The 23188-nt window shown below is 54.9% G+C and carries 18 protein-coding genes; 8 read left to right on the top strand and 10 right to left on the bottom strand.

Translation table 11 applies throughout. From position 1 onward, the window contains the following. Positions 1 to 28: 28 nt before the first annotated feature. Positions 29 to 967, top strand: coding sequence for a tRNA dihydrouridine(16) synthase DusC (gene dusC, locus J2125_RS18565; RefSeq protein ID WP_026111430.1), 939 nt, complete (start codon positions 29 to 31; stop codon positions 965 to 967). On the opposite strand, the gene J2125_RS18570 is transcribed toward dusC, so the two are convergent. After that, positions 964 to 1926 (bottom strand): D-2-hydroxyacid dehydrogenase family protein, encoded by a 963-nt coding sequence (locus J2125_RS18570; protein ID WP_017799091.1) that lies wholly within the window; start codon positions 1924 to 1926, stop codon positions 964 to 966. The two genes, dusC and J2125_RS18570, sit on opposite strands and share 4 nt — an antisense overlap. 231 nt (positions 1927 to 2157) lie before the next feature. Here J2125_RS18570 and J2125_RS18575 point away from each other — a divergent pair, with 231 nt between their 5' ends. Continuing rightward, positions 2158 to 3348: an MFS transporter gene (locus J2125_RS18575; RefSeq protein ID WP_017799092.1), complete on the top strand. Its 1191-nt coding sequence runs from the start codon at positions 2158 to 2160 to the stop codon at positions 3346 to 3348. On the opposite strand, the gene J2125_RS18580 is transcribed toward J2125_RS18575, so the two are convergent. The 4 genes from J2125_RS18580 to J2125_RS18595 form a co-directional block, all read right to left on the bottom strand. Continuing rightward, on the bottom strand, positions 3345 to 4955 hold the full coding sequence (locus J2125_RS18580) for an inorganic phosphate transporter (RefSeq protein WP_017799093.1): 1611 nt from the start codon (positions 4953 to 4955) through the stop codon (positions 3345 to 3347). The genes J2125_RS18575 and J2125_RS18580 overlap by 4 nt on opposite strands. A 90-nt stretch (positions 4956 to 5045) precedes the next feature. After that, on the bottom strand, positions 5046 to 5576 hold the full coding sequence (locus J2125_RS18585; RefSeq protein WP_017799094.1) for a shikimate kinase: 531 nt from the start codon (positions 5574 to 5576) through the stop codon (positions 5046 to 5048). An 83-nt stretch (positions 5577 to 5659) separates the two neighbouring features. Further along, positions 5660 to 6811, bottom strand: coding sequence for a L,D-transpeptidase family protein (locus tag J2125_RS18590; protein ID WP_026111431.1), 1152 nt, complete (start codon positions 6809 to 6811; stop codon positions 5660 to 5662). 188 nt (positions 6812 to 6999) lie between these two features. Further along, positions 7000 to 8814, bottom strand: a complete 1815-nt coding sequence (locus J2125_RS18595) for a glycoside hydrolase family 15 protein (RefSeq protein WP_026111432.1) — start codon at positions 8812 to 8814, stop codon at positions 7000 to 7002. A 174-nt stretch (positions 8815 to 8988) separates the two neighbouring features. Between J2125_RS18595 and J2125_RS18600 the strand changes: the two genes are divergently transcribed. Then, on the top strand, positions 8989 to 9765 hold the full coding sequence (locus J2125_RS18600) for an SDR family oxidoreductase (protein ID WP_017799097.1): 777 nt from the start codon (positions 8989 to 8991) through the stop codon (positions 9763 to 9765). 29 nt (positions 9766 to 9794) lie between these two features. Here the strand turns inward: J2125_RS18600 and J2125_RS18605 are convergent, their stop codons facing one another. Further along, the gene (locus tag J2125_RS18605; RefSeq protein ID WP_017799098.1) at positions 9795 to 10370 is read right to left on the bottom strand and encodes a DedA family protein; all 576 of its coding nucleotides are present in this window, start codon (positions 10368 to 10370) and stop codon (positions 9795 to 9797) included. Positions 10371 to 10590: 220 nt separating this feature from the next. Between J2125_RS18605 and J2125_RS18610 the strand changes: the two genes are divergently transcribed. The 3 genes from J2125_RS18610 to J2125_RS18620 all read left to right on the top strand — a co-directional run bounded on the left by J2125_RS18610 (position 10591) and on the right by J2125_RS18620 (position 14981). Further along, on the top strand, positions 10591 to 11178 hold the full coding sequence (locus J2125_RS18610) for a Yip1 family protein (protein ID WP_017799099.1): 588 nt from the start codon (positions 10591 to 10593) through the stop codon (positions 11176 to 11178). A 204-nt stretch (positions 11179 to 11382) separates the two neighbouring features. Continuing rightward, a complete protein-coding gene (pbpG, locus tag J2125_RS18615; RefSeq protein ID WP_026111433.1) occupies positions 11383 to 12324 on the top strand; it encodes a D-alanyl-D-alanine endopeptidase in 942 nt (313 codons plus the stop codon). 215 nt (positions 12325 to 12539) lie between these two features. Continuing rightward, positions 12540 to 14981 (top strand): DUF3772 domain-containing protein, encoded by a 2442-nt coding sequence (locus J2125_RS18620; RefSeq protein WP_017799101.1) that lies wholly within the window; start codon positions 12540 to 12542, stop codon positions 14979 to 14981. Positions 14982 to 15000: 19 nt separating this feature from the next. Here J2125_RS18620 and J2125_RS18625 read toward each other — a convergent pair whose 3' ends face one another. The 4 genes from J2125_RS18625 to J2125_RS18640 all read right to left on the bottom strand — a co-directional run bounded on the left by J2125_RS18625 (position 15001) and on the right by J2125_RS18640 (position 19451). After that, positions 15001 to 15324 (bottom strand): helix-turn-helix transcriptional regulator, encoded by a 324-nt coding sequence (locus J2125_RS18625; protein ID WP_241763878.1) that lies wholly within the window; start codon positions 15322 to 15324, stop codon positions 15001 to 15003. A gap of 146 nt (positions 15325 to 15470) precedes the next feature. Next, positions 15471 to 16820, bottom strand: a complete 1350-nt coding sequence (locus J2125_RS18630; RefSeq protein WP_017799103.1) for a type II toxin-antitoxin system HipA family toxin — start codon at positions 16818 to 16820, stop codon at positions 15471 to 15473. Positions 16821 to 16969: 149 nt separating this feature from the next. After that, on the bottom strand, positions 16970 to 18706 hold the full coding sequence (gene dld, locus J2125_RS18635) for a D-lactate dehydrogenase (protein ID WP_017799104.1): 1737 nt from the start codon (positions 18704 to 18706) through the stop codon (positions 16970 to 16972). 49 nt (positions 18707 to 18755) lie between these two features. After that, positions 18756 to 19451, bottom strand: a complete 696-nt coding sequence (locus tag J2125_RS18640; RefSeq protein WP_017799105.1) for an MgtC family protein — start codon at positions 19449 to 19451, stop codon at positions 18756 to 18758. A 446-nt stretch (positions 19452 to 19897) separates the two neighbouring features. Here J2125_RS18640 and bglX point away from each other — a divergent pair, with 446 nt between their 5' ends. Together bglX and J2125_RS18650 are read left to right on the top strand one after the other, a co-directional pair. After that, positions 19898 to 22195, top strand: coding sequence for a beta-glucosidase BglX (gene bglX, locus J2125_RS18645; protein WP_017799106.1), 2298 nt, complete (start codon positions 19898 to 19900; stop codon positions 22193 to 22195). 64 nt (positions 22196 to 22259) lie between these two features. Continuing rightward, positions 22260 to 23132: an oxygenase MpaB family protein gene (locus tag J2125_RS18650; protein WP_017799107.1), complete on the top strand. Its 873-nt coding sequence runs from the start codon at positions 22260 to 22262 to the stop codon at positions 23130 to 23132. The last annotated feature ends 56 nt before the right edge of the window (positions 23133 to 23188 follow it).

Raw genomic sequence — 23188 nt, forward strand, 5'->3', positions numbered from 1 at the left:
CGCGTCAATTTTTATGAGTGTAATCAGCATGCGGGTTTTACTGGCTCCAATGGAAGGCGTTCTCGACTCTCTGGTACGTGAACTGCTTACCGAGGTTAATGACTACGATCTCTGTATCACCGAGTTTTTGCGGGTGGTCGATCAGCTATTGCCGGAAAAATCTTTCTATCGTCTCTGTCCTGAACTGCGGCATGCCAGTCATACGCCATCGGGTACCCGTGTGCGTCTGCAACTGTTGGGTCAGTATCCGCAATGGCTGGCGGAAAACGCCGCCCGTGCGGTCGCGCTCGGCTCCTGGGGCGTCGATCTTAACTGCGGCTGTCCTTCGAAACTGGTTAATGGCAGCGGTGGCGGCGCGACCTTGTTGAAAGATCCGGAGCTGATCTATCGCGGCGCGAAAGCGATGCGTGAAGCGGTGCCGGACCATCTGCCGGTGACAGTAAAAATCCGTCTTGGCTGGGATTCCGGCGCGCGTCAGTTTGAAATTGCCGATGCGGTGCAGCAGGCCGGAGCGACGGAGCTGGCGGTGCATGGCCGCACCAAAGAGGATGGCTATAAAGCTGAGCGTATTAACTGGCAGGCGATAGCGGATATCCGTCAGCGGCTGACCATTCCGGTGATTGCTAATGGTGAAATCTGGGACTGGCAGAGTGCGCAGGATTGTCTGGCCGTCACCGGTTGTAATGCGGTGATGATTGGCCGCGGCGCGCTGAATGTGCCCAACCTGAGCCGGGTGATAAAATACAACGAGCCGCGTATGCCATGGCCAGATGTGGTGCAGCTGTTGCAGAAGTATACCCAGCTGGAAAAGCAGGGCGACACCGGTCTGTATCATGTGGCGCGGATCAAACAGTGGCTGGGTTATCTGCGTAAAGAGTATGCCGAGGCCAGCGAGCTGTTTAGTCAGATTCGCACCCTGAAGCGCTCAGCGGAGATTGCCAGCGTTATCCAGCAGGTTGCCGGTTAATTTATCTCGCGGATTGGCTGCTGATCGAGCCAGGCGCGGATATTTTCCAGCGCTTCGCTAAAATAGCGCTGATAATTGCTGTCGCTGACATAGCCCAGATGCGGCGTGGCCAGCAGATTGGGCAACTGACGATACTCATCATCCTTTGCCACCGGCTCCTGCTCAAACACATCAATAGCCGCGCCAGCAATTAGCTGGTTTTTTAATGCATTTACTAATGCGCCTGGCGCGATTAATCCGGCCCTCGCGGTATTGATCAGGCAGGCCGTGGGTTTCATCACCGCAATATCTTCGCTGTCGATCAGACTGGCGCTTTTTGCAGACAACACCATATGCAGGGTGACAATATCACTTTGCGCTAACAGCGTGCGTTTCTGTGCGCAGAACGCTACCCCGGCCGCTTCCGCTCTGGCCTGCGTCAGACCCGGGCTCCAGGCGCAAACCTGCATGCCAAAAGCCTGTGCGACAGTGGCGACTCTGCTGCCGATTTTTCCCAGCCCGATAATACCCAGTCGTTTGCCGGCAAGCGTGGTGCCCAGCGTTTGCTGCCAGACATCGCCGCGGGTAAAGGCGTTATTTTCGGTGACCAGATGACGCGCCAGCCCGAGAATCAGCGCCCAGGTCAGTTCCAGGGGCGCATCCGCACCGCTGGCGGTGCCGCAAACCACCACGCCTTTCGCGCGCGCCGCGGCGATATCGATAGCCGCATTGCGCATCCCGGAAGTAATCAGCAGTTTCAGATTGGGCAGCAGATCAAGCAGCGGACGATCGATTGGCGTTCTTTCACGCATCACGATCACAATCGCGGCCTCTTTAAGCCGTGCGGCCAGTTGCGCGCGATCGGACAGGTGCTGATTGATCGCCGTGACACTGACGCGATCGCTGATGCTGCGCCAGTCAGCGAGGCTTAATGCGACATTTTGATAATCATCCAGGATGACACATTTTATCTGGCTCATAAGCCTCCGTTAAATGCGCCGGGCATTTCGCAACAATCTTAGCAAGATCTCTTAGCACGCTATACCCGTCATACTTCAAGTTGCAGATGCGTTGGCTGCGCCCGCCCACTCCGGTCACATAGTTATCTATGCTCCCGGAGATGAGCGGGCTTGCCGCCTTCCTGCAACTCGAATTATTTAGGGTAAATGCGTATGATAGGATGCTAATTATATACCGTTAACGGCTTTACGATGTCCACGACCGCAGCACTCAGCAATACCCAGCTTAATAAGCGTATTTTCTCGGTAATTGTTTTTACCTTTTTCTGTTATCTCTCGGTGGGTCTGCCGCTGGCAGTGCTGCCGGGTTTTGTGCATAACCAGCTCGGTTACAGCTCATTGCTGGCTGGTTTAATTATCAGTATTCAGTATTTCGCCACCCTGGTGAGTCGTCCGCAGTCGGGGCGACTGGCTGATATGCTTGGCCCGAAACGCGTGGTAATGCTGGGACTGGTCTGTTGCGGCATGAGCGGCGTCCTGACAATTGTGGCGATGCTGGCGCAGCACCTGCCGTGGCTAAGCCTGCTGCTGCTGGCGGTCGGACGGCTGTTTCTTGGCGTCGGCGAGAGCTTTACCAGCACCGGTTCAACCCTGTGGGGCATCAATGTGGTCGGTACGACGCAGACCGCGCGGGTGATTTCGTGGAACGGTGTCGCAACCTATCTGGCGATGGCGGTCGGTGCGCCGCTGGGGGTGATGCTGAATCAGCTGTCTGGTCTCGCTGGCTTTGCTTCACTGATTGTGCTGATGGGTGTGGTGGGCTTCTGGATGGCGAGCAGAAAACCGGCGATCAAAGTCAGTGTCAGCAGCCGCACGCCGTTTCGTCAGGTTTTTTCCCGCGTCTGGCTGTATGGTTTCGCGCTGGGACTGGGCACCATCGGTTTTGGCGTCATTGCTTCGTTTATTACCCTCTATTACGCCAGTCGTGACTGGAGCGGGGCAGCGCTGGCGCTGACGCTGTTCAGTCTCGGCTTTATTATGATGCGCATCGTCTTCAGCAGCTACATTACCCGTTTTGGCGGGCTGAAAGTATCGCTGTTCTCGCTGCTGATCGAGTGTGTTGGTTTGTTGATTATCTGGCAGGCCAGCTCGCCACTGCTGGTGGATTTCGGCGCGTTTCTTACCGGCGCCGGTTTCTCGCTGGTATTCCCGGCGCTCGGCGTCGAGGCAGTGAAGCAGGTGCTGCCGCAAAGTCAGGGCAGCGCACTGGGCACCTATTCAGCCTTTCTTGATCTGGGATTAGGGCTGAGCGGCCCGGTCGCCGGGGTTTTAATCGGCTTCTGGGGCATGCAATCCATCTACCTGGCGGCGGCGCTGGTGGTACTGCTGGCGGCGGCAATTACCGTCCGCATGCTAAGTCTGCCGCAGAAAACCCCGGTCTAAATCTGGCTGAACAGCCAGTAGAGCAGCGCTGACAGCAGGACTGACACCGGCAGGGTGAGCAACCAGGCGCAGGCCAGATTACGTAAGGTGGCGATTTGCAGTCCGGAGCGATTCGCCGCCATGGTGCCTGCGACCCCGGAGGAGAGGACATGGGTAGTGGACACTGGCAGACCAAAGCCATCAGCGGCGCCAATGGTGGCCATCGCCACCAGTTCCGCGCTGGCGCCCTGAGCATAGCTAAGATGGCTTTTACCAATCTTCTCACCGACGGTCACCACAATCCGTCGCCAGCCCACCATGGTGCCAAGACCCAGTGCAATCGCCACCACCACTTTGACCCAGAACGGGATATAGCGCGTAGCGCGATCCAGCTCTTTTTTTATTGCCGTCAGGCTCTGTTGCGTGGCGGCAGGCAATTTTAGCTCGCTGGATTGCAGCAGCTTAATGCTCTCCGATGCCAGATACATATCATTACGGGTATTTGCCACTGCCTGCGCCGGGATATTATCCAGATTGCCATAGTGGCCAATTTCATCGCCAATCGATCCTATCAGTTGTCCCAGCGCCGGCATTACCTGTGGCAGCACTTCACCATTTTCTACACAGGCGGTAAGTACCGATCGCGGCGCATCCATCAGCGCCCGGGGAGGAAACTGTTGCAGCAATTGCTGTTCGGCCTGGTTTGCCAGCACCACCACGCGCGGGATCTCATGTGGTGGAATCGAGCGATTCAGCGCCCAGGCAATCGGCATACTGCCCACCAGAATCAGCATAATCAGCCCCATCCCTTTTTGTCCGTCATTGGAGCCATGGGCAAAGGAGACGCCGGTGCAGGTCAGGATCAGCATGCCACGGATCCACAGCGGTGGTGGATGGTTGCCGTCCGGCGCACGGTACAGCTGACGATTGCGGATAAACAGCTTCATCAGCAGCAGCAGTAATCCGGCGGCGATAAAGCCAGTCAGCGGCGACAGCAATAGCGCGTAGCCCACCGTCAGCGCCTGATCCCAGTCAACGCCGCTGGTACCGCTGCGGCCATGGATCAGGGCATTCGCGATACCGACGCCAATAATCGATCCAATCAGCGTATGCGATGAGGAAGAGGGCAGGCCCAGCCACCAGGTGCCAAGGTTCCAGATAATTGCCGAAAACAGCAGCGCATAAATCATGGCAAAACCTTTGCCGCTGCCCGCCTGCAGAATCAGCTCGACCGGCAGCAGCGAAATAATGCCAAACGCCACCACGCCACTGGAGAGCATGACACCAAGAAAGTTAAAAAAGCCTGACCAGATCACCGCAAAAGTAGGGGGAAGTGAATGGGTATAGATGACTGTGGCCACCGCGTTGGCGGTATCGTGAAAACCGTTAACGAATTCAAAACCTAGCGCGATTAACAGCGCGAGTCCCAGCAGCAAAAAGGGAATATAGCTGATGTCGCTGACCCCCGCATCCTGCACATCCTGGAACAGATTCACCCCGGCAAAGGCGATGCCCAGTACCAGCAGCAGGATAAACAGCAGCATCGAACCACGGCTGTTTTTAGCGTAAATATTCGGGCGTCCGCTGGCAGGCTGGCGATACGGAGCGATTGCGTTATGTTGGCTCATCACACACCTTCTCAGTCTGAGGGCCGCAATTGCGCGGTATCTGAGCTGTATTACGCGGTTTCTGTGACAGAAAAATGATCGCTCAGTGAACTACTTTTTCAGTCCGGCAATAAATTCGCGGCTCATTTGTGGTGAGGTGAGACGTACAAAGTGCAGATGCTGATAGCGGCGGTCATTCAGCATCGCCTCGTAGCGCTGACGGTTGGTGCGCCAGGTTTTGATCGTCCACAGGATAATCGAGTCGCGGCTAAAGAAGCTTCTGCGGAAGGTTTCCCGGCAATTAGTGCCTGGCCAGATCTCCTGTTGCCGCCATGCGCGGCTGACAGCGCGACGAATCGCCTGACAGAGGGTACGCAGAAAACCGTAATCGACCCAGATAATGGTATCGACATCGCGCCATTTAATCGGCTGGCTGCGTTTATAGTTGCCATCCAGCACCCAGCCCGGCTGTTGCAGCGCCAGCTCAAGACGGGCAAATAGCTGCTCGTCACTGCTTTCCCCCCAGTCGCGCTGCCAGAATAGCGCATCCATTTCGATACAGGGCAGTGCCAGCTGGCGCGCAATCGCCCGGGCAACCGTCGATTTGCCGCTGCCGCTGGTACCAATCACGTTGATCTTCATCACTTATCTCCATTATCCGTGATTATATTTAAGCATAAAAAAAGCGGGCCATTGCGGCCCGCTGATTCTGGCAGTAGTAAAACTTAGAAGTTGCTGCTGGCAGCTGGTGCGGCTGGCTGTTCTGTGGTGGTGTCAACGGGCTGATCTTCTGCCGGGGCAGGGGCTTCAGCGCTGTTGTCACTGCTCTGCGGTGCCGCTTCCGGGGTGGCGACATTCGCGCCCTCGGTAGTGGCTGGCGTCAGCGCATGTTCCTGCGGCTGTGCGCCGGCAGTTTCCGGCACCGCGACAGGTGCAGATTCACCATTTTCGGCCAGACCGGTAATCTTTGTCGGCATACCGCTACGGGCTTTCAGCGCCGCATCCATTTCCGTCTGATTAACCGTCGCATCAATCACCACTTTGCTTACCGCTGGGGTAATAGTGATTGGCATTGGCTCACGCGAGTTAAACTGCTCTTCGGTCTGCGACAGCGGATTGTGGATTTCCACATAGCGCGAACCATCTGGTTCCACGCTGGCTTTTACCGGCTGGTTAATAAACTGCACGCGCGTGCCAACCGGCACGTTGTCGAACAGCCATTTGATATCGTCAGCACGCAGACGGACACAGCCATGGCTTACACGCAGGCCGATACCGAAGTTGGCATTGGTGCCGTGGATGGCATACAGGCGGCCAATATAGAGCGCGTAAAGACCCATTGGGTTGTCCGGACCGGCAGGGAACACATCCAGCAGTTTCTCACCGCGGGCGGCATACTCTTCATGCATCTTTTTGGTCGGTGTCCAGGTTGGGCCGTCTTTCTTACGCTGTACGCTGGTTACCCAGTCCATCGGCGTATCTTTGCCTAACTCACCGATACCAATTGGCAGAACCACCACGGTATTGGTGCCTTTTGGATAGTAATACAGACGCATTTCAGCGCTGTTAATCACAATGCCTTCACGTGGCGCGTCCGGCAACAGCAGCTGCTGAGGAATAATCAATTTACTGCCAGCCTTCGGCAGGTAGACATCCACACCCGGGTTAGCTTCCAGCAGATTGCTGAGACCCATTTGATATTGCGCAGCAAAAGCCTCCAGCGGCAATTTGCTGTCTTGTGGAACAGTAATTTCCAGGTTTTCTCCCGTTAACCGGCTGTTTTTGGCCGGAAGAGGATAAACCACAGCAAAAGCAGATTGGCTAAAAGCCGCAACTACCAGTGCCAGTGTGACGATCGCGCGCATGCTCTTTTTCATAGTTCTTCAGGTGTTAGCGCCTTAGCAGGCTGTTAGAGAATCGACCCATTTCCGGATTGTGACCGGGTGCACATTATATGTGCATAATGGCGCCAGAAGGAACCAGGATTTTTCGCAGTTGAACTAACTTTACGTAAAATTGTCTGTCAGAGCGTCGATATTTACTGGCAGTGACAATTTTTTTGCGCTTAAGGCTGCCATAACGGCACTTCGCCGCTGAGTTTACGGTTAAGAAAGAAGGCGGTACTGATTAGCGCCAGGTGGCTCAGCGCCTGCGGCGTGTTGCCCAGCGGATAGCCGCGGGCGTCAAATTCTTCGGCATACAGGCCGAGTGGATTGGCGTAACTCAGCAGCTTTTCAAATTCAAAATGGGCTTCCTCCACGCGACCGGCCCGCGCCAGACATTCCACATACCAGAATGAACAGGCGGCAAATGCGCCTTCGCCGCCACGCAAACCATCGGCTGGCGTTTCAGCAACGTTATAGCGCCGCACCAGTCCATCGCTGACCAGATTCTCTTTAATCGCATCAAGGGTAGAGAGCCACTCCGGATCGGTGGCGCCAACAAAACGCACCAGCGGCATCAGCAGCATTGAGGCATCCAGCGCATCGCCATGGCGGGTGGCGGTAAAGTGGCCCAGCTCTTTATTCCAGAAATGGTTCCAGATATCGGCGCGGATCTCAGCACGGACTTTTTCCCAGCGCGCATAAGGCATGGATAGCGAGCGTTTCATTCCCAGCCGCAGTGCGCGATCCAGCGCCACCCAGCACATCAGGCGTGAATGCAGAAAGTGCTGCGGTTCGCCGCGCATCTCCCAGATCCCGGCATCCGGCTGATTCCAGTTTTCGCAGACGTAATCGATCATCCGCTGCACATTTTCCCAGCCGCGATGGGAGATCGCCTCGCCATATTTGTTCGCCAGATAGATGGCATCCATCAGCTCGCCGTAAATATCCAGCTGTGTCTGCTGCCAGGCGTCATTACCGATGCGCACCGGCGTCGAGCCAGCATAACCGGCGAGATTAAGCAGTTCGATTTCATGCAGTTCCGTCCCGCTATCGAGGCGATACATCACCTGCAACTTCTCTTCGTCGTGGTGGCTGTTTTCGACGCAGCGCGCAACCCATTTGGTAAAGCGTTTGGCTTCCGAGACATAGCCGAGGCGCATCAGCGCATACATACTGAATGAGGCGTCACGGATCCAGGAGGCGCGATAATCCCAGTTCCGCTCGCCACCTGGCTCTTCCGGCAGGCCAAAGGTAGCCGCGGCAGCAATCGAGCCATGTTGCCATGAGGTAAGCAGTTTCAGCACCAGCGCAGAGCGGTTGACCATCTCCTGCCAGCGGCCGTGATACTGGCTTTTACCCGACCAGCGACGCCAGAAACTCAGGGTTTCCTGAAAACAGTAATCGGTTTCCAGTTTATCCAGATGTTCATCGTCGGCGCTGCCAAACATAAACTCAGCATACTCGCCGCTTTTTAGCGTAAAACTGGCCACCGCGGCGCCGCCTTCGATTGCCAGCTGGCGACTGCCTGCCAGACACAGCGTCGGTTGTCCGGCGGCGGAAAACTCGACTAAACCTGCTTTCAGACTGGCCTGCGTATTGGCGCGGGCATAATCGTGCACCGGCGCGCAGCGCAGTTGAAAACGTGCTTCGCCATGTACCATTTTTACCCGACGCACAATACGCGGCTGCTTGTCCTGACCGTTACACAGCGGCATATAGTCAGTAATTTCGGCCACGCCTTCGGTCGCCAGCCAGCGGGTTTGCAGAATATTCGTATCGGGCAGGTAGAGCTGCTGGCGACGTGCCTGTGGCCAGTCGGGAGCAATGCTGAATAATCCCGATTCATCGTTGTCGAGCAGCGCAGTAAATACCGAAGGGCTGTCGAGATTTGGCCAGCAGAAGTAATCAATCGCGCCATCACTGGCGATTAGCGCGCAGGTTCGCAGGTCGCCAATTACACCATGATCGCCAATCTCTCTTTTTACGTGGTTCATAACGCTCCCGTTTTTATTCATCAGCTTTAAGTGACTATAGTCAATCAACTGGAGCGGCGGGCGCAGTAAGCGCAACGAAGTGTAAATCAGCGTACCGGGCGTTTGAGAAAAATGGCGCGTTGCTGATGGCGTCTATACTTGCAAGTCAGCCATTACTGAGTTCAGGAGGAAACCATGAGTAAGCCGACGAACAAAGTCGCCATTGTCACTGCATCGGATTCCGGTATCGGTCAGGCTTCGGCGATTATGCTGGCGGAGCAGGGATTTGATATTGGCATTACCTGGCGATCGGATCAGGACGGGGCGCAGCAGACCGCACAGCAGGTCAGAGCGCTGGGCAGGCGCGCCGAAATTGCGCAGCTGGATCTCGCCGATCCCGAGCAAGGCGGCCAGTCACTGCTAAAACTGATCGAGACGCTGGGGCGGATTGATGTGCTGGTCAATAATGCGGGCGTCAATATCAAAGCCGATTTCCTTGAGACCACTTTTGCTGACTGGCGCAAGGTGTTTACCGTGAATGTCGACGGCGCGTTTATTTGCGCGCAAATCGCCGCGCGCCAGATGGTGCAGCAGGGGGAAGGGGGGCGAATTATTAATATCACTTCAGTGCATGAACATACGCCGCTGCCCGGCTCCGTCGCCTATAGCGCCAGCAAGCATGCCCTCGGGGGGCTGACTCAGTCGATGGCGCTTAGCCTGTTGCCGCATAAGATTCTGGTTAATGCTGTCGCGCCAGGTGCGATTGCCACGCCAATGAATCATATGAGCAACAGCGATGCGCATCAGGTGTCGATGCCGGAGATCCCCGCCGGACGACCGGGCGACACGCGTGAGATCGCCAGTATGGTCGCCTGGCTCTGCTCACAATGGTCGACCTATACCACCGGCCAGTCGTTTATTATTGATGGCGGATTTAGTCTGGCTAATCCGCAATTCTTTATGCAGAAATAATCTAGTCCCCCGCCCGGCGGGGGAAGCATTTACTCTTCGCGCTTATTTGACCAGTGGCGGAACGCCAGCCGCAGTCCCCACGCCAGCGCCAGTGCGGCGACTACCCACAACAGATGTTTCAGGTGCTGATCAAGCTTATGCAGCCATGGCGCGATCACCTCACCCCCGACATACCCCAGGCTGACAAAAATCAGTGACCAGAGCAGGGCGCCGGTCACATTCAGCAGAAAAAATTTCAATGGGTTTAAGCGGCTGGAGCCGATAATAATCGGGCCGATCAGTCGCAAGCCGTACATAAAGCGCACGCCGACCACAAACAGTACCGGGCGGCGGCGGATCATCTTATTCGCTTTTGTGATTTTGCCCTGATGCTTGCGAAACCGTTGCAAAATGCTGGCGCCATAATAGCGGCCAATAAAGAACAGAATCTGATCGCCGAGCGTTCCGCCCAGCGCCGCGACCAGCACCACCCAACCGTAATGTAACAGTCCTTCGTGGGCCGCTACGCCGCCAAGTAGCGTAAAGGTCTCCCCCTCGGCCAGACAACCCACTAACAGCGCCCAGTAACCATATTGTGTGATCAGCCCATTTATATCGATCGGCAAAACTTACCTTCCCGTTATGACGTTTGAGGATCTGATTTTATACCCGGATACGCCCTGGCTGCGCGGAAAACGCTAAATTTCGGTCTTTTCCGCCGTCGCATGGCTTTATTGATGGAAAAATGTGCAATCCGCCAGCTAAAAGCGCCAGCGGCAATTATACTTGCTTATGAATACGCCGCAGGCGATCGCTGGCGGTTAGTCGTGTCAGAGGAGTGATTTTATGAATCATGTCTGGGGACTGATGGCGCATCCCAACCGTGAAATGCGCAATATTAAGCAAGAAAACGAGAGCGTCTCGCACCACTACACGCACCACGTACTGATAATGGCGGCGATCCCGGTGATCTGCGCATTTATTGGTACTACGCAGCTGGGGTGGGATCTGGGCGCGGAGCGGACAATTCAACTCAGTATGTTTACCGGCATTGCGCTTGGCATTTTGTTTTATCTGCTGATTCTTGGCGGTGTGGCGGTAATGGGCCGGGTGATCCACTGGATGGCGCGTAACTATCCGCAGCGCCCCAGTCTGCAACGCTGTACGGTGTTCGCCGGTTATGTCGCCACGCCGCTATTCCTCAGCGGACTGGTGGCGCTCTATCCGCTGGTATGGCTCTGTTTACTGGTGGGATCGCTGGCGATGGTGTATACCGGCTATCTGCTGTATGTCGGCATCCCGATGTTCCTGAATATTGACCGCGAGGAGAGCCTGCGTTTTTCCGGTTCGACGCTGGCGATCGGTATTCTGGTATTTGAAGTGTTGCTGGCCCTGACCGTGGTGATCTGGGGCTATGGCTATCTGATGTTCTGAGTGCGGGCTTCTCAGGTTGCAGTGGCGCCTGCGCCGCTGCAACATTCTCGCCGTTTGTTTACGCCCGGAAACGAATCTCCTGTAGGAATTTACTTAATCGCCGGAGTATGATGCTGCGGCCAGCCCCCGTGTAGCGTTACTTTCGCGGATGGCGGCCTGTGCGTTTTGCACTGTTAAACATCCACCCGCTTAAGTTTTCACACGATGCCTGCAAAAATCCGTTATTCACTATTGAGTTTAGCTATTCTTTTTTCTGGTCAGGCACTGCTGAACCCGGCGGTTGCCAGTTCCGCAATCGTGGCGCAGTCACAGCCTGAGATTGCCTCTGGCAGCGCCATGGTGATTGATTTAAATACCAATAAAGTGATTTACGCCAGCCATCCCGATCTGGTGCGACCGATTGCCTCGATCACCAAGCTGATGACCGCGATGGTGGTGCTGGATGCGCATCTGCCACTGGACGAGAAGTTAAAGGTCGATATCAGTCATACTGCGGAAATGCGCGGTATCTATTCTCGCGTACGTCTGAACAGTGAAATCAGCCGCAAAAATATGTTGCTGCTGGCGCTGATGTCATCGGAAAACCGCGCAGCAGCCAGTCTGGCGCACCATTATCCCGGCGGCTACGATGCTTTTATCCGCGCGATGAATGCCAAAGCGCGCGCCCTTGGTATGACCAATACGCGCTACGTGGAGCCAACCGGTTTGTCGATTCATAATGTATCGACCGCGCGTGACTTAACCAAATTGCTGATTGCCAGCAAAAACTATCCTTTAATCGGCCAGTTAAGCACCACCCATGAGGATATGGCGAACTTCAGCAGCCCGAACTACACGCTGCCATTCCGTAATACTAACCATCTGGTTTATAAGCAGGACTGGAATATTCAGCTGACGAAAACCGGTTTTACCAATCAGGCCGGACACTGTCTGGTGATGCGCACCACCATTAAACAGCGTCCGGTGGCGCTGGTGGTGCTGGATGCTTTTGGCAAGTATACCCATTTTGCCGACGCCAGCCGTCTGCGCACGTGGATGGAAACCGGCAAGGCTGCGCCGGTTCCGGCGGCTGCGCTAAGCTATAAAAAGCAGAAAGCCGCGCAAACCGCCAGTAACCGCGCCAGCGACGACAGCGTAACCGAGTAGTGATTTTCCGGCCCTGCTGGCGCAGGGTCTGTGCTCTGCAACCGATACTGATGCGCCCCTGCGGCGGCGGTCAGCAAAAAAGCTTATCGTGACAGCGCCCCGATTTGACCATAAATCCTATAGTTAAGGCTGCTGCAAAAGCATAAACTAACGCGCTGAATTGCCGCGGCCTGATGCCGTGCCAGCCATCGATAACCGTATGGATCGCCCTTCTTATGTCTACGTTGTTAACTTATTGTCGAATTTTTTTACTGGCGCTGATCACCCTGACGCCAGTGGTGAGCATGGCTGCGGAGGTGAACACTCCTCCGGTCGCAGAAGGTGATGCGGCACCTAAGGTCAATGCGTCGGTGGAATTGCCGAAAATGCAGAAGATCCTCGACAAGATCAAAGGGCAGGTTTCCGGCGAAAATAACGACGGTAAGCTGGTGCAGCTTAACGATATGGCGCTCGAACTTTCTGCTAACGCGGATACGCTGGGTCAGGCGCTGATCCCACAGCGCGTGCAGCTGATTTCGCAGCTGGCGGTGCTGGGTCCGGCGCCAACGGCGGAAAGCGGGGTAAAAGAGACGCCGGAAGTGACGCGCAAGCGCACCACGCTGGAGAATCAGAAGAGCAAGCTTGACGATCAAATCAAGCAGGCTGACGCGATTAAAAACAGCGCGCAGAATCTTTCGGCGCAGATTATTAACCTGCGTCGCGATGCGATGAAAACCCAGCTGGCGCTGAATTCCGGCAGTATTTTTGGCGCACGTTTCTGGGCGCCGTTGTTTGGCGACCAAAATCTCGACGCCGAAAAAATCAGCGGCTTTGCCGACGAACTGGCCGCCACCGCAGCGCTGTCATGGGAGCCGGGCTGGCGTTTTGGCACTGTCGCCTGGGTGCTGTCGGCGCTGCTGATTGCCACGCTGGGCCGTCGCTATTCCGAAGAGTTTTTCGCCTGGATCAGCATCCATAAAATGCCGGAAGGACGTCTGCGTCGCAGTTTCCTTGCAGCGACAATTGCGCTCAGCACCCTGGCGGCAATCGTGCTGGCGTTTAACTTTATCGACCTCGCTTTTACCCGTCGCGAAGAGGTTTCTGACGACGTGCAGAGCTTTGTCGATAAACTGGTGCAGCTCAGCGTGTTCTGCGGCCTGATTGCCGGACTGGGACGCGCATTTCTCTCTACGCGTCGGCCATCATGGCGACTGCCCGCTATCTCCAATGAAGTGGCGACCGCGCTGAAACCTTTCCCTCCGCTGACCGCCTCCCTGGTATTTGTGTTCCAGGCGCTGGAATCCTTTAACAGCAGCGCCGGCACCAGCGTAGGCACCACCATCTGGGCCAACGGCCTGACGGCGTTGCTGATTGGCGCCACCGCGCTGTCGATCAGTTTCCGCACCAGCCGTGCGCGCCGCAAAATGATACAGGAAGGCAATCAGCCGGAAGCGCGCTCCACGCTGGTCGGGCTGGTTCAGATGGCGATCACCCTGACCGGCGGCGCGATCCTCGCGTCGCTGGTGATTGGTTATGTCACTCTCGGCCGCTTCCTCAGTTATGAATTGATCTGGATGGGCATCGTTATTGGCTCGTTCTATCTGCTCAGCCATCTGGTAACCGATGCCTGTGAAAGCCTGCTCTCCACCAGCAATACCACCGGTAAACGCCTGCAAAGTTCGTTAAATATCGACGAACGTCATCTGGCGCAGGCGGCGGCGCTGCTCTCCGCGCTGGGCAAGACCATCCTGATTCTGTTTGCCGCCATGTCACTGCTGAATGGCACGCTCGGCAGCTCGACGCCGATTGAACTGCTGCAAAAAGCGGTGGAGTTTTGGGGCGGCAAGGGGCTGGAGTCACTGAATATTGTCCCGGCGCATATGGTTAACGCGCTGTTGTGTCTGGTGATCGGGATTTATGTACTGCGCTCGGTGAAGCGCTGGCTGGACAAAGATTTCCTGCCGAAAACCACCATGGACGTCGGGATGCGCGTCTCGCTGGTGACGCTGTTCAGTAATATCGGCTATGTGCTGATTATCCTGCTGACCCTGTCGATTATGGGGCTGCAGTGGAACAAGCTGGCATGGATTGTCAGTGCGCTGTCGGTCGGTATCGGTTTTGGTTTACAGGAGATTGTGAAGAACTTTATCTCCGGTCTGATTCTGCTAACCGAACGGCCGGTTAAAGTCGGCGATCTGGTGAGCATCAGCGGCATTGAAGGGGATATTCGTCGTATTAACGTGCGCGCCACTGAGATTCAGCTGGGCGATAAATCGACGGTGATTGTGCCGAACTCGCAGCTGATTTCGCAGAATGTACGTAACGCCACCATGGGCAATGCGCAAGGGGTGGCGACCATTACGCTGACCTTCCCGCTGGATATCGATCCGGTGCTGGTGCGCCAGCTGCTGCTGGATGTGTATAACGATAACGAGCGCATTCTTGAGACGCCGGAACCGTCGGTCTCCTTTAAGGATCTGACGCCAGCCGGTATCGTGCTGAGCGTGACCGGCAATGTCGCCAGTCCGCGTCAGGTGAGCGGGGCGAAAAGCGATCTGCTGTTTGATATGCTGACCCGTTTACGTAAAGAGGGCGTGATGCTGTCAACGCCGCAGACCATGGTGATTGAGCGCAGTAAGTCTGGCAATGTGATGCTGAAAGAGGCGCCTGAACAGTAAGCCTTGTGAAGAGGGGGCATCAATATGCCCCCTGGTCGGTAAACAGCGTGGCCAGTATATGGCGGGAAGTTGGCACTAATCCCACCTGCAAGCCAAAGGGTTTAAACAGTTTGTTAATGATGTCTGACGTATAATTCCCTTTATCGTTTTCGACTTCAGAGAGCGTTTTACGTGACACCGACACCAGTCTGGCAAACGTATCCTGCTTTAATCCCAGCACATCAATTCTCAGGGTTTTTAATGCCACTCCCTGGGTTATCTCCCCAAGTAGTAGCGCTTTAATGATCGCCAGCCTGGCGGCATTTCTGCCATCAACCCCCATCGCCTGTGAAAGTCCAGACACTCTCTGGCGTGAAACGCGTTTTTCAGCAGCGGGGATATCCGCTCTGGATGCTGTTGTGCTCACTGTGCTGGCACTCTGTTTTACACGGTTTTGTTTTGCTCTGATTCTATTAATGGTTTCTCTTGCAGAGTCGGCGGCGTGATCTTTCATAGCAAACTCCATCGGGCTAGTTTATCAGCAATAAAATTGAAATTTATCGCGGGCATTTCAAGAATTTGCTCAGGAACGCCTCTGGCCTGCAGCCGCTGCTTGAGCGTAACTAATTGCTGAGCGGTCTCTTGCAGTGCCTGCAATAATTTATCAGCAGGGACCAGGTCGTAAAGCGCCGCAGCTATACCGACAAAATCATACTCCCCCCCAATTTCTAACGGTGGCGCCCATTTAGTGGTTCTGGCAATCCCTTCCGGATCGGCCTTCATCGGTGCGAAGTCGTAGATTGGCGCGAGCCTGATACTTTTATCGTCTTTAATAAACGACGTGTTTCGTCCATGGTTATCGCTGTTGCCGAAAATAATATTCAGTAAATCACGACGTACCCACTCAATAACAAATAACGCACTATCAAAATAAAAGCCCTGTTCTGTCACCATATTGCTGTGATTGATTTTATCGATCAGCGCCCTGATCGTCTCCTCATGGTACAGGGTGACGCCGGGGGATTTTTTCAACAGCGAATAGACGGACTCCATGCCAAACCGTTTAACCTGGTTTTGATCCACAAAAGCGATATCGAATCTGGGCAGCCACAATGAAGGGTAATGTAAACCTTCTTCAAGGCGCATATGGCGGGTTGGGATGGTATCAAATCCCATGGCTTCCAGTTCATGGTAGTAATGGAATTCAGCCCTTAAAATATTACAGTCGACTTCGCTTTTTGCACCGCGTGGATATTTCACTAAATAGTGGATATCGCGATTGGCTAAATCATTTTGCCAGGTGTCGATCCAGATACGTTGATCCTTGCTGCAACGCAGCAGCAGCTTCGGTGCTTCCCCGCCGGCACCCGTTGCCCCACCTGCAGCTGCGCCTCGCTGCTGAGCATAATCCAGAAAGTCACCGGCTCTGTTTTTAACGTCATTTACAGTAAAAAACAGCGTTTCAGCCAGGGGATGGTATTCAGGTAAAGACTCTTTGATACGCAAATTGCCGACCGGGGAAATGGTGCCATGTTTTAGCAACACAAAGTTTTTTTGGTCTGCGGTTAACCCGGCAAGATCCAGATAATTTTCCCAGTAGCGTTTGCTGGCACCGCTGGGAATAATGTCATCAAGGAACCTCATCCAGCCGGGCTGACCGTTATTGTCAAAGAACAGCGATACGGGATGATTAAGTGACACGGCATGATTATCATCGCGATCAAGATTTTCAAGCGCATAATCAGATTGATACTCTAATTCGCTAACCTGATAAGAGTTAGTATTACTATCGGGAAAAGTGATATCAGCAATATCTACCCATTGATTACTCAGGAAAGCTTGCAGTGTTAAAGATTCCATATCAAACCCCCGGTGATTTATGAGTGATATACTACACGTTAAACAGTGCAGTCTCAATTATTGTAACTGATAATACTCATTACGTGATTTTTATGCTTTTTGTGTAACCTATGTTACTCATTGTCGGCTGGGTTTTACCAGAATCAAGATCAATGCGGATGCGATTTGTCGCAGCCGCAATCCGCCCAGTTTTTCAGTTTGCTGGTTTTACCAATACCGGGGTTAAAACTGTTGGTGGGATCCAGCTGGCGATAAAAAGCTTTTAGCTGTGGTTTCGCCTGATACAAATGGCCGACATTATGTTCCGCCGGATATTCCGCACCACGCGCCGCCAGCAGCGCCAGCATCTTCTCCTTCAGCGCATGCACATCCACGCCTTTTTTCACAATGTAATCCTGATGGAAGACATGGCACATGAAGTGGCCGTAATAGAGCCGATGCACCAGCGCATCATCAAATTCCGCCGGCAGTTGCTCAAACCAGTGACGATCGTTTCGCCGCAGCGCAATATCCAGCGCCAGAATATCTTCCACATCCTGATGATGTACCGCGTGATAGCGTACCGCGGCGCCAGCAGCGGCAAAACGATGCAGAAACGCTTTGCCGCCTTCCTGCGCATCGCACTCAAAGAAGTCGCCATCGGCCTGCTGAAAGTAGTGCTGTAAAAAATCGCGCGCTTCCTGGATGCCTTCACCAGACATTTTAAGCATCAGATGATGCTCGAAACGGTCGCGATACTGCTTCAGACGTTGCGGCAGATGGGATGGCAGCAGCGAACTGACTTTTTGCAGCAGACGATCGATGGCGTTGGGCTTAATAAATGACAGGCGACTGAGCAGGGCGTCAGCGCGTCCCTTCAGGGTGAAGAACAGCGGCATTTTGTCGGTGCCCAGCTTGTCGATCATCACAAAGGTATCTTTGCCATACACTTCGGCGATATCGAAAATATCGCGATGCATATACTCACCGGCCACCGGCAAGTGAGTGAAGTTCGCCAGCATATGGCGGCGCAAATCGTCGAGCACTTCCGTATGGTCAGTACCGATATAGAACACCTGCTGTGCGCTGTCGGCGACAAAGGTATCGAGACGTACCGCAAACACCGCCAGTTTGCCGGCGCAGCCAGAGGCTTCGAACAAGCGGCGTGCATCGGCGTTAAAGCGCGACGGCGTATCGGCGTCCACATCGCGCACCCGCTCAGCATACTCATTGTCTGAAGCGTGACGCTGGTCGTGCAGTACATCGCTGGCGCGCCAGTTTTCATCATCAAGGCGACCGAGGATCTGCTCTGGCGTGACGCCAAGATCGATCCCCAGATGATTGACCAGCTGTAGTTCACCTTGTGGGGTGATCTGCGCATACAGCGCCATCTCGGTATACGCCGGGCCGCGTTTAACCAGTGAACCGCCGGAGTTATTACAGATGCCGCCCATGACTGAAGCGCCAATGCAGGAGGAGCCAATCACCGAATGGGGTTCACGTCCCAGTGGTTTCAGCAGCTTCTCCAGCTGGTAAAGGGTGCTGCCCGGAAAGGCCAGCACCTGTTTACCGTTGTCGATTAACTGAATCTTATCCATCCGCAGCGTGCTGATAATGATAATTTCGCGCTGATAGTCGTTACCGTCTGGTGTTGAACCTTCGGTAAGTCCGGTATTTGCCGCCTGCATCAGAATAATTTTATCGGCGGCGACAGCGATTTTCAGTACGCGCCACAGCCCGGATAACGAACCGGGGAAAATCACCGCCAGCGCCTCGCCTCCGCCCGAGCGGAAGCCTTTGCGATAACGTTCGGTTTTAGCCGGCTCGGTTAACAGATGGTCACGGCCGACGATACGGGCAAACTCGGCAAGCAGGGTCTTATTGGTGTCGGTTACAGAGGGTTGCATATCCATTGTCCTGTTTTATCACACGACAATACTGTAGCAGACCGTGATGTTAAGCCGGCGTCTCCGCCACTTGCCAGTGCACTGCGCTGACACTTTTCTCCAGGCTGATGCGGCAAACAATATTTTCCAGTTCGCGCTGGGCATGGGGAAACGCCAGAATATTGGCGCAGACTTCCAGCTGGCCGGGGCGGGCGATATCCGCGCTGCACAGTGATTGCAGGCGCAAAGCCATCCCGTTAATCGCCTGTAAGATCAGCGTGCGCACCAGAATTTCATCCTCGGCGCCACAGGTGATCTGAATGCGATAGCACTGCTCGATGTCGACCTCCGGCGCCTTCGGTTGCAGGTTAATGCGCTGCGCCGCTTCACGCAGCAGAATATTCGCGCACAGCAGCACCAGCGTAGCGGCGGCTGCATTGGCAAATTGTCCCAGCCCGCACAGTACGCCAACGGCGGCGGAACACCACAGGGTTGCCGCGGTATTCAGTCCCGTGATGCTCATACCCTGACGCATAATCACGCCCGCGCCGAGAAAGCCAATGCCGGAAACAACCTGCGCGGCAATGCGGCCAGGGCTGTCCGGTGAGGTGCTGGCGGAACTTAAAATAAAAATTGCCGCGCCGGTAGCGACCAGCGCATTGGTGCGCAGACCTGCCATCCGTTGCCGCCACTGCCGTTCTGCACCAATTACGGCGCCGAGCAGAACGGCCAGCGCCAGATGCACGATAAAAGGAGACCATGCCATGATAACGACCCTTATTTTCCCGGCGCAGAGCGCCAGGCAATGATTAATTAACGGGTAGCATCAGCGAAATAATCGGGGTGATAGCATTGCCCGCCGTGGGATACGGCAAGCAACGAAACAGGAGAGACGTCAGATTGCCGTGGAGATGTAATGTCGACTTTGCGTGTCCAATGATCTTCTCCATAAAAATTTGCCGGGACTATAAGCGTAAATTTTCAGGCTGTAAATTGTGAGCTGGCGGGTGGTTTAATCATGGTTAAGCTATCGCCAAATAAAGATTCTGCCGCTAGCATTGGAGTAAGCCATGAATTTTCAGGCGATTTTTGCCCATCGTGGTGATTTGTTAACGGGTGCAGAGCGGCGACTTATGGCACACTGCAACGATCACTACAGTTAAGTGAAAAAATAAATCGTTATTGCGCAGTTACTTAAGAGAAGCCAATCTGATGAAATGGATTTACTCTGTCAGCCTTGCTGTCACGCTGGCGATGCAGCCAGCTTTTGCCGATGAACTCTCTGGCCAGCATCCGTTAACCCCTGAAGCACGTGACGCCTTTGTCACTGATTTGCTGAAAAAAATGACCCTCGATGAAAAGATTGGTCAGCTGCGACTGATTACCGTCGGCCCGGTGGTCACCAAAGATGTCATCCGCGACATGATTCAGCATGAGCAGGTGGGCGCCATCTTTAATACCGTGACCCGGCAGGATATTCGCGTTATGCAGGATCAGGTGATGCAGCTCAGCCGCCTGAAAATCCCCCTGTTTTTTGCTTACGATGTGATACATGGTCAGCGCACCGCTTTCCCGATTCCGTTAGGGCTGGCCGCCAGCTGGGATCTGGATGCAGTGGCGCAGGTCGGACGGATTTCAGCGTATGAGGCGGCGGATGATGGCCTGAATATGACCTGGGCGCCGATGGTGGATGTCACCCGCGAGCCGCGCTGGGGCAGGGTATCGGAAGGTTTTGGCGAAGATACTTTCCTCACTTCTGCGATGGGACGCACCCTGGTCGAATCGATGCAGGGGAAAAGCCCGGCGGATCGCTACTCGGTGATGACCAGCGTGAAACACTTCGCGGCCTATGGCGCAGTGGAAGGCGGTCGTGAATACAACACGGTGGATATGAGTCCGCAGCGCCTGTTCCAGGATTATCTGCCGCCATATAAAGCGGCGCTGGATGCCGGCAGTGGCGGGGTGATGGTGGCGCTGAATTCAGTTAATGGCGTGCCCGCGACCTCCGACAGCTGGCTGCTGAAAGATGTTTTGCGTGATGACTGGAAATTTAAAGGCATTACCATCAGCGATCATGGCGCAATCAAAGAGCTGATTAATCACGGGGTCGCCAGCGATCCACGCGATGCGGTGCGGGTGGCGATTAAGTCCGGCGTCAATATGAGCATGAGCGACGAGTATTACAGCAAATATCTGCCAGGCCTGGTGAAAAGTGGTGAGGTCAGCGAGCAGGAAATTGATGATGCGACCCGCCATGTGCTGAATGTTAAGTACGATATGGGACTGTTTAACGATCCCTACAGCCATTTAGGGCCGAAGGGCAGCGATCCGGCGGATACCAATGCCGAAAGCCGCCTGCATCGCAGTGAAGCGCGTGATGTGGCGCGCAAAGGCATCGTGCTGCTGAAAAACCGTCTGGAAACGCTGCCGCTGAAAAAATCGGGCACCATTGCGCTGATTGGTCCACTGGCGGACAGTCAGCTCGATATGATCGGCAGCTGGTCGGCGGCGGCGGTCGCGGCCCAGGCCGTTACGCTACGTCAGGGGATGGAAAATGCCATGGCCGGTAAGGCGACGCTGCTGTACGCCAAAGGCGCGAATGTCACCGACAACAAGGGAATTAAAGATTTCCTTAATCTGTATGAAAATGCGGTGCAGAATGAGTCGCGCAGCGCGCAGCAGATGCTGGATGAAGCGGTAGCGGCCGCGCAGAAAGCCGATGTAGTGGTGGCGGCGGTGGGTGAAGCGCGCGGCATGGCCCATGAAGCCTCCAGCCGCAGCGATATCACCATTCCCCCGAGCCAGCTGAAGCTGCTGGATGCCCTTAAAGCCACCGGTAAGCCGCTGGTGATCGTGCTGATGAATGGGCGTCCGCTGGCGCTGGTGAAAGAGCATCAGCAGGCTGATGCGCTGCTGGAGACCTGGTTTAGCGGTACGGAAGGGGGCAATGCGATCGCCGATGTACTGTTTGGCGATTACAATCCGTCGGGTAAATTGCCGATGTCCTTCCCGCGTTCAGTGGGACAGATTCCGATTTACTACAACCATCTGAATACCGGCCGTCCGTATAATGCCGAAAAACCGAATAAATACACGTCACATTACTATGATGCGGCAAATGGTCCGCTGTTCCCGTTTGGTTACGGCCTCAGTTACACCCGTTTTGAGGTGTCGCCGGTAAAAATGTCGGCGACCACCATGCCGCGTAATGGCAAGGTCACCGCCAGCGTCACGGTCACCAATACCGGCGATCGCGATGGCGCAACGGTGGTGCAGATGTATCTGCGTGATCAGGTGGCCAGTATCAGCCGTCCGGTGAAGGAGCTGAAAGGCTTTAAACGCATTATGCTGAAGGCCGGCGAATCACAAACCGTGAGCTTCCCGATTGATGTCGAAGCGCTGAAGTTCTGGAATGCGCGTATGCAGCAGGTTGCCGAGCCGGGTAAATTCAGCGTAATGATTGGACTGGACTCCGCCAGCACGCAAGACGCCGGGTTTACTTATCTGTAACCGTCAGTGGACTCAGGGGCGCAGGCCCCTGAGTTTGTCGTAAAGTATAATCAGCAGAGGCAGGATGAACGGGTTGCGCGCAAAGATTCAGCAACAGGTGTTTCGTCTGAACGGCCTGTCGTTGAATGAGTTTGATATTTCTCAGCCGGCAGGCGATGCGGGACTGTATGGCCCGGATAGCGTTATCTGGCGGGTGCATGGCGATTTTACTTCGATGTTATGTGGCGGCATTAGCGCGCTGCTGATGCAAATGTTGCATCCGCTGGCGCTGGCGGGTGTCTGGGACCACTCCACTTTTCGCGATGATATGCTGGGGCGTTTACGTCGCACCAGCCAGTTTATTGCGGTCACCACCTTTGGCAACAGCACCGATGCCAGCACGCTGATTGAGCGCGTTAAACGTATTCATCTGCGGGTTAACGGCGTTGATGCGCAAGGACGTGCTTATGCCGCCAGCGATCCGGCGCTGCTTACCTGGGTGCATGTGGCGGAATCCAGCCGCTTTCTGGCTGCGCATCTGCGCTACAAAAATCCGCATCTTAGTCTGGCGGAGCAGGATCGTTACTATGCCGAAGCCGCCGTGGTGGCGGAAGCGCTTGGCGCTGCTGGAGTGCCAAAAAGTCAGCATGAGGTTAGTGATTATCTGCATGATATGCGCCCGCAGCTGCGCTGTGACGATCGCACCCGTGAAGTCACCCGGCTGCTGCTGAATGCGCCTGCGCCCAGCTGGCAGGCGAAGCCGGTGATGAAAACCATGATGCTGGCGGGGATCGCTTTACTACCGGAGTGGGCGCAGCAGCAGTCGGGTTTTCGCTTCTCGCGTTTGCAGCGTTTTACTCTCGACAGCAAGATTGGCATTATCGCCGCCGGATTACGCTGGGCAGTGCAGAATGGCGCTTATCAGCGGGCGATGCGGCGTATGGGGCGGGAAATTTGAGAATTTTACCTCTTGCTCTGTACGGTGACTAAAGTGATGCTGCATATAACTGGCCG

The organism is Winslowiella toletana (genome assembly GCF_017875465.1).
GTDB lineage: Bacteria > Pseudomonadota > Gammaproteobacteria > Enterobacterales > Enterobacteriaceae > Erwinia > Erwinia toletana.

What these genes read in the sequence shown, in the direction of transcription:
- bglX (WP_017799106.1), top strand. Translation starts at nt 19,898, where the DNA reads ATGAAATGGATTTACTCTGTCAGCCTTGCTGTCACGCTGGCGATGCAG.
- J2125_RS18600 (WP_017799097.1), top strand. Translation starts at nt 8,989, where the DNA reads ATGAGTAAGCCGACGAACAAAGTCGCCATTGTCACTGCATCGGATTCC.
- J2125_RS18585 (WP_017799094.1), bottom strand. Translation starts at nt 5,576, where the DNA reads ATGAAGATCAACGTGATTGGTACCAGCGGCAGCGGCAAATCGACGGTT.
- J2125_RS18650 (WP_017799107.1), top strand. Translation starts at nt 22,260, where the DNA reads ATGAACGGGTTGCGCGCAAAGATTCAGCAACAGGTGTTTCGTCTGAAC.
- J2125_RS18595 (WP_026111432.1), bottom strand. Translation starts at nt 8,814, where the DNA reads ATGAACCACGTAAAAAGAGAGATTGGCGATCATGGTGTAATTGGCGAC.
- dusC (WP_026111430.1), top strand. Translation starts at nt 29, where the DNA reads ATGCGGGTTTTACTGGCTCCAATGGAAGGCGTTCTCGACTCTCTGGTA.
- J2125_RS18640 (WP_017799105.1), bottom strand. Translation starts at nt 19,451, where the DNA reads ATGGCATGGTCTCCTTTTATCGTGCATCTGGCGCTGGCCGTTCTGCTC.
- pbpG (WP_026111433.1), top strand. Translation starts at nt 11,383, where the DNA reads ATGCCTGCAAAAATCCGTTATTCACTATTGAGTTTAGCTATTCTTTTT.
- J2125_RS18610 (WP_017799099.1), top strand. Translation starts at nt 10,591, where the DNA reads ATGAATCATGTCTGGGGACTGATGGCGCATCCCAACCGTGAAATGCGC.
- J2125_RS18575 (WP_017799092.1), top strand. Translation starts at nt 2,158, where the DNA reads ATGTCCACGACCGCAGCACTCAGCAATACCCAGCTTAATAAGCGTATT.
- J2125_RS18570 (WP_017799091.1), bottom strand. Translation starts at nt 1,926, where the DNA reads ATGAGCCAGATAAAATGTGTCATCCTGGATGATTATCAAAATGTCGCA.
- dld (WP_017799104.1), bottom strand. Translation starts at nt 18,706, where the DNA reads ATGCAACCCTCTGTAACCGACACCAATAAGACCCTGCTTGCCGAGTTT.
- J2125_RS18580 (WP_017799093.1), bottom strand. Translation starts at nt 4,955, where the DNA reads ATGAGCCAACATAACGCAATCGCTCCGTATCGCCAGCCTGCCAGCGGA.
- J2125_RS18590 (WP_026111431.1), bottom strand. Translation starts at nt 6,811, where the DNA reads ATGAAAAAGAGCATGCGCGCGATCGTCACACTGGCACTGGTAGTTGCG.
- J2125_RS18630 (WP_017799103.1), bottom strand. Translation starts at nt 16,820, where the DNA reads ATGGAATCTTTAACACTGCAAGCTTTCCTGAGTAATCAATGGGTAGAT.
- J2125_RS18620 (WP_017799101.1), top strand. Translation starts at nt 12,540, where the DNA reads ATGTCTACGTTGTTAACTTATTGTCGAATTTTTTTACTGGCGCTGATC.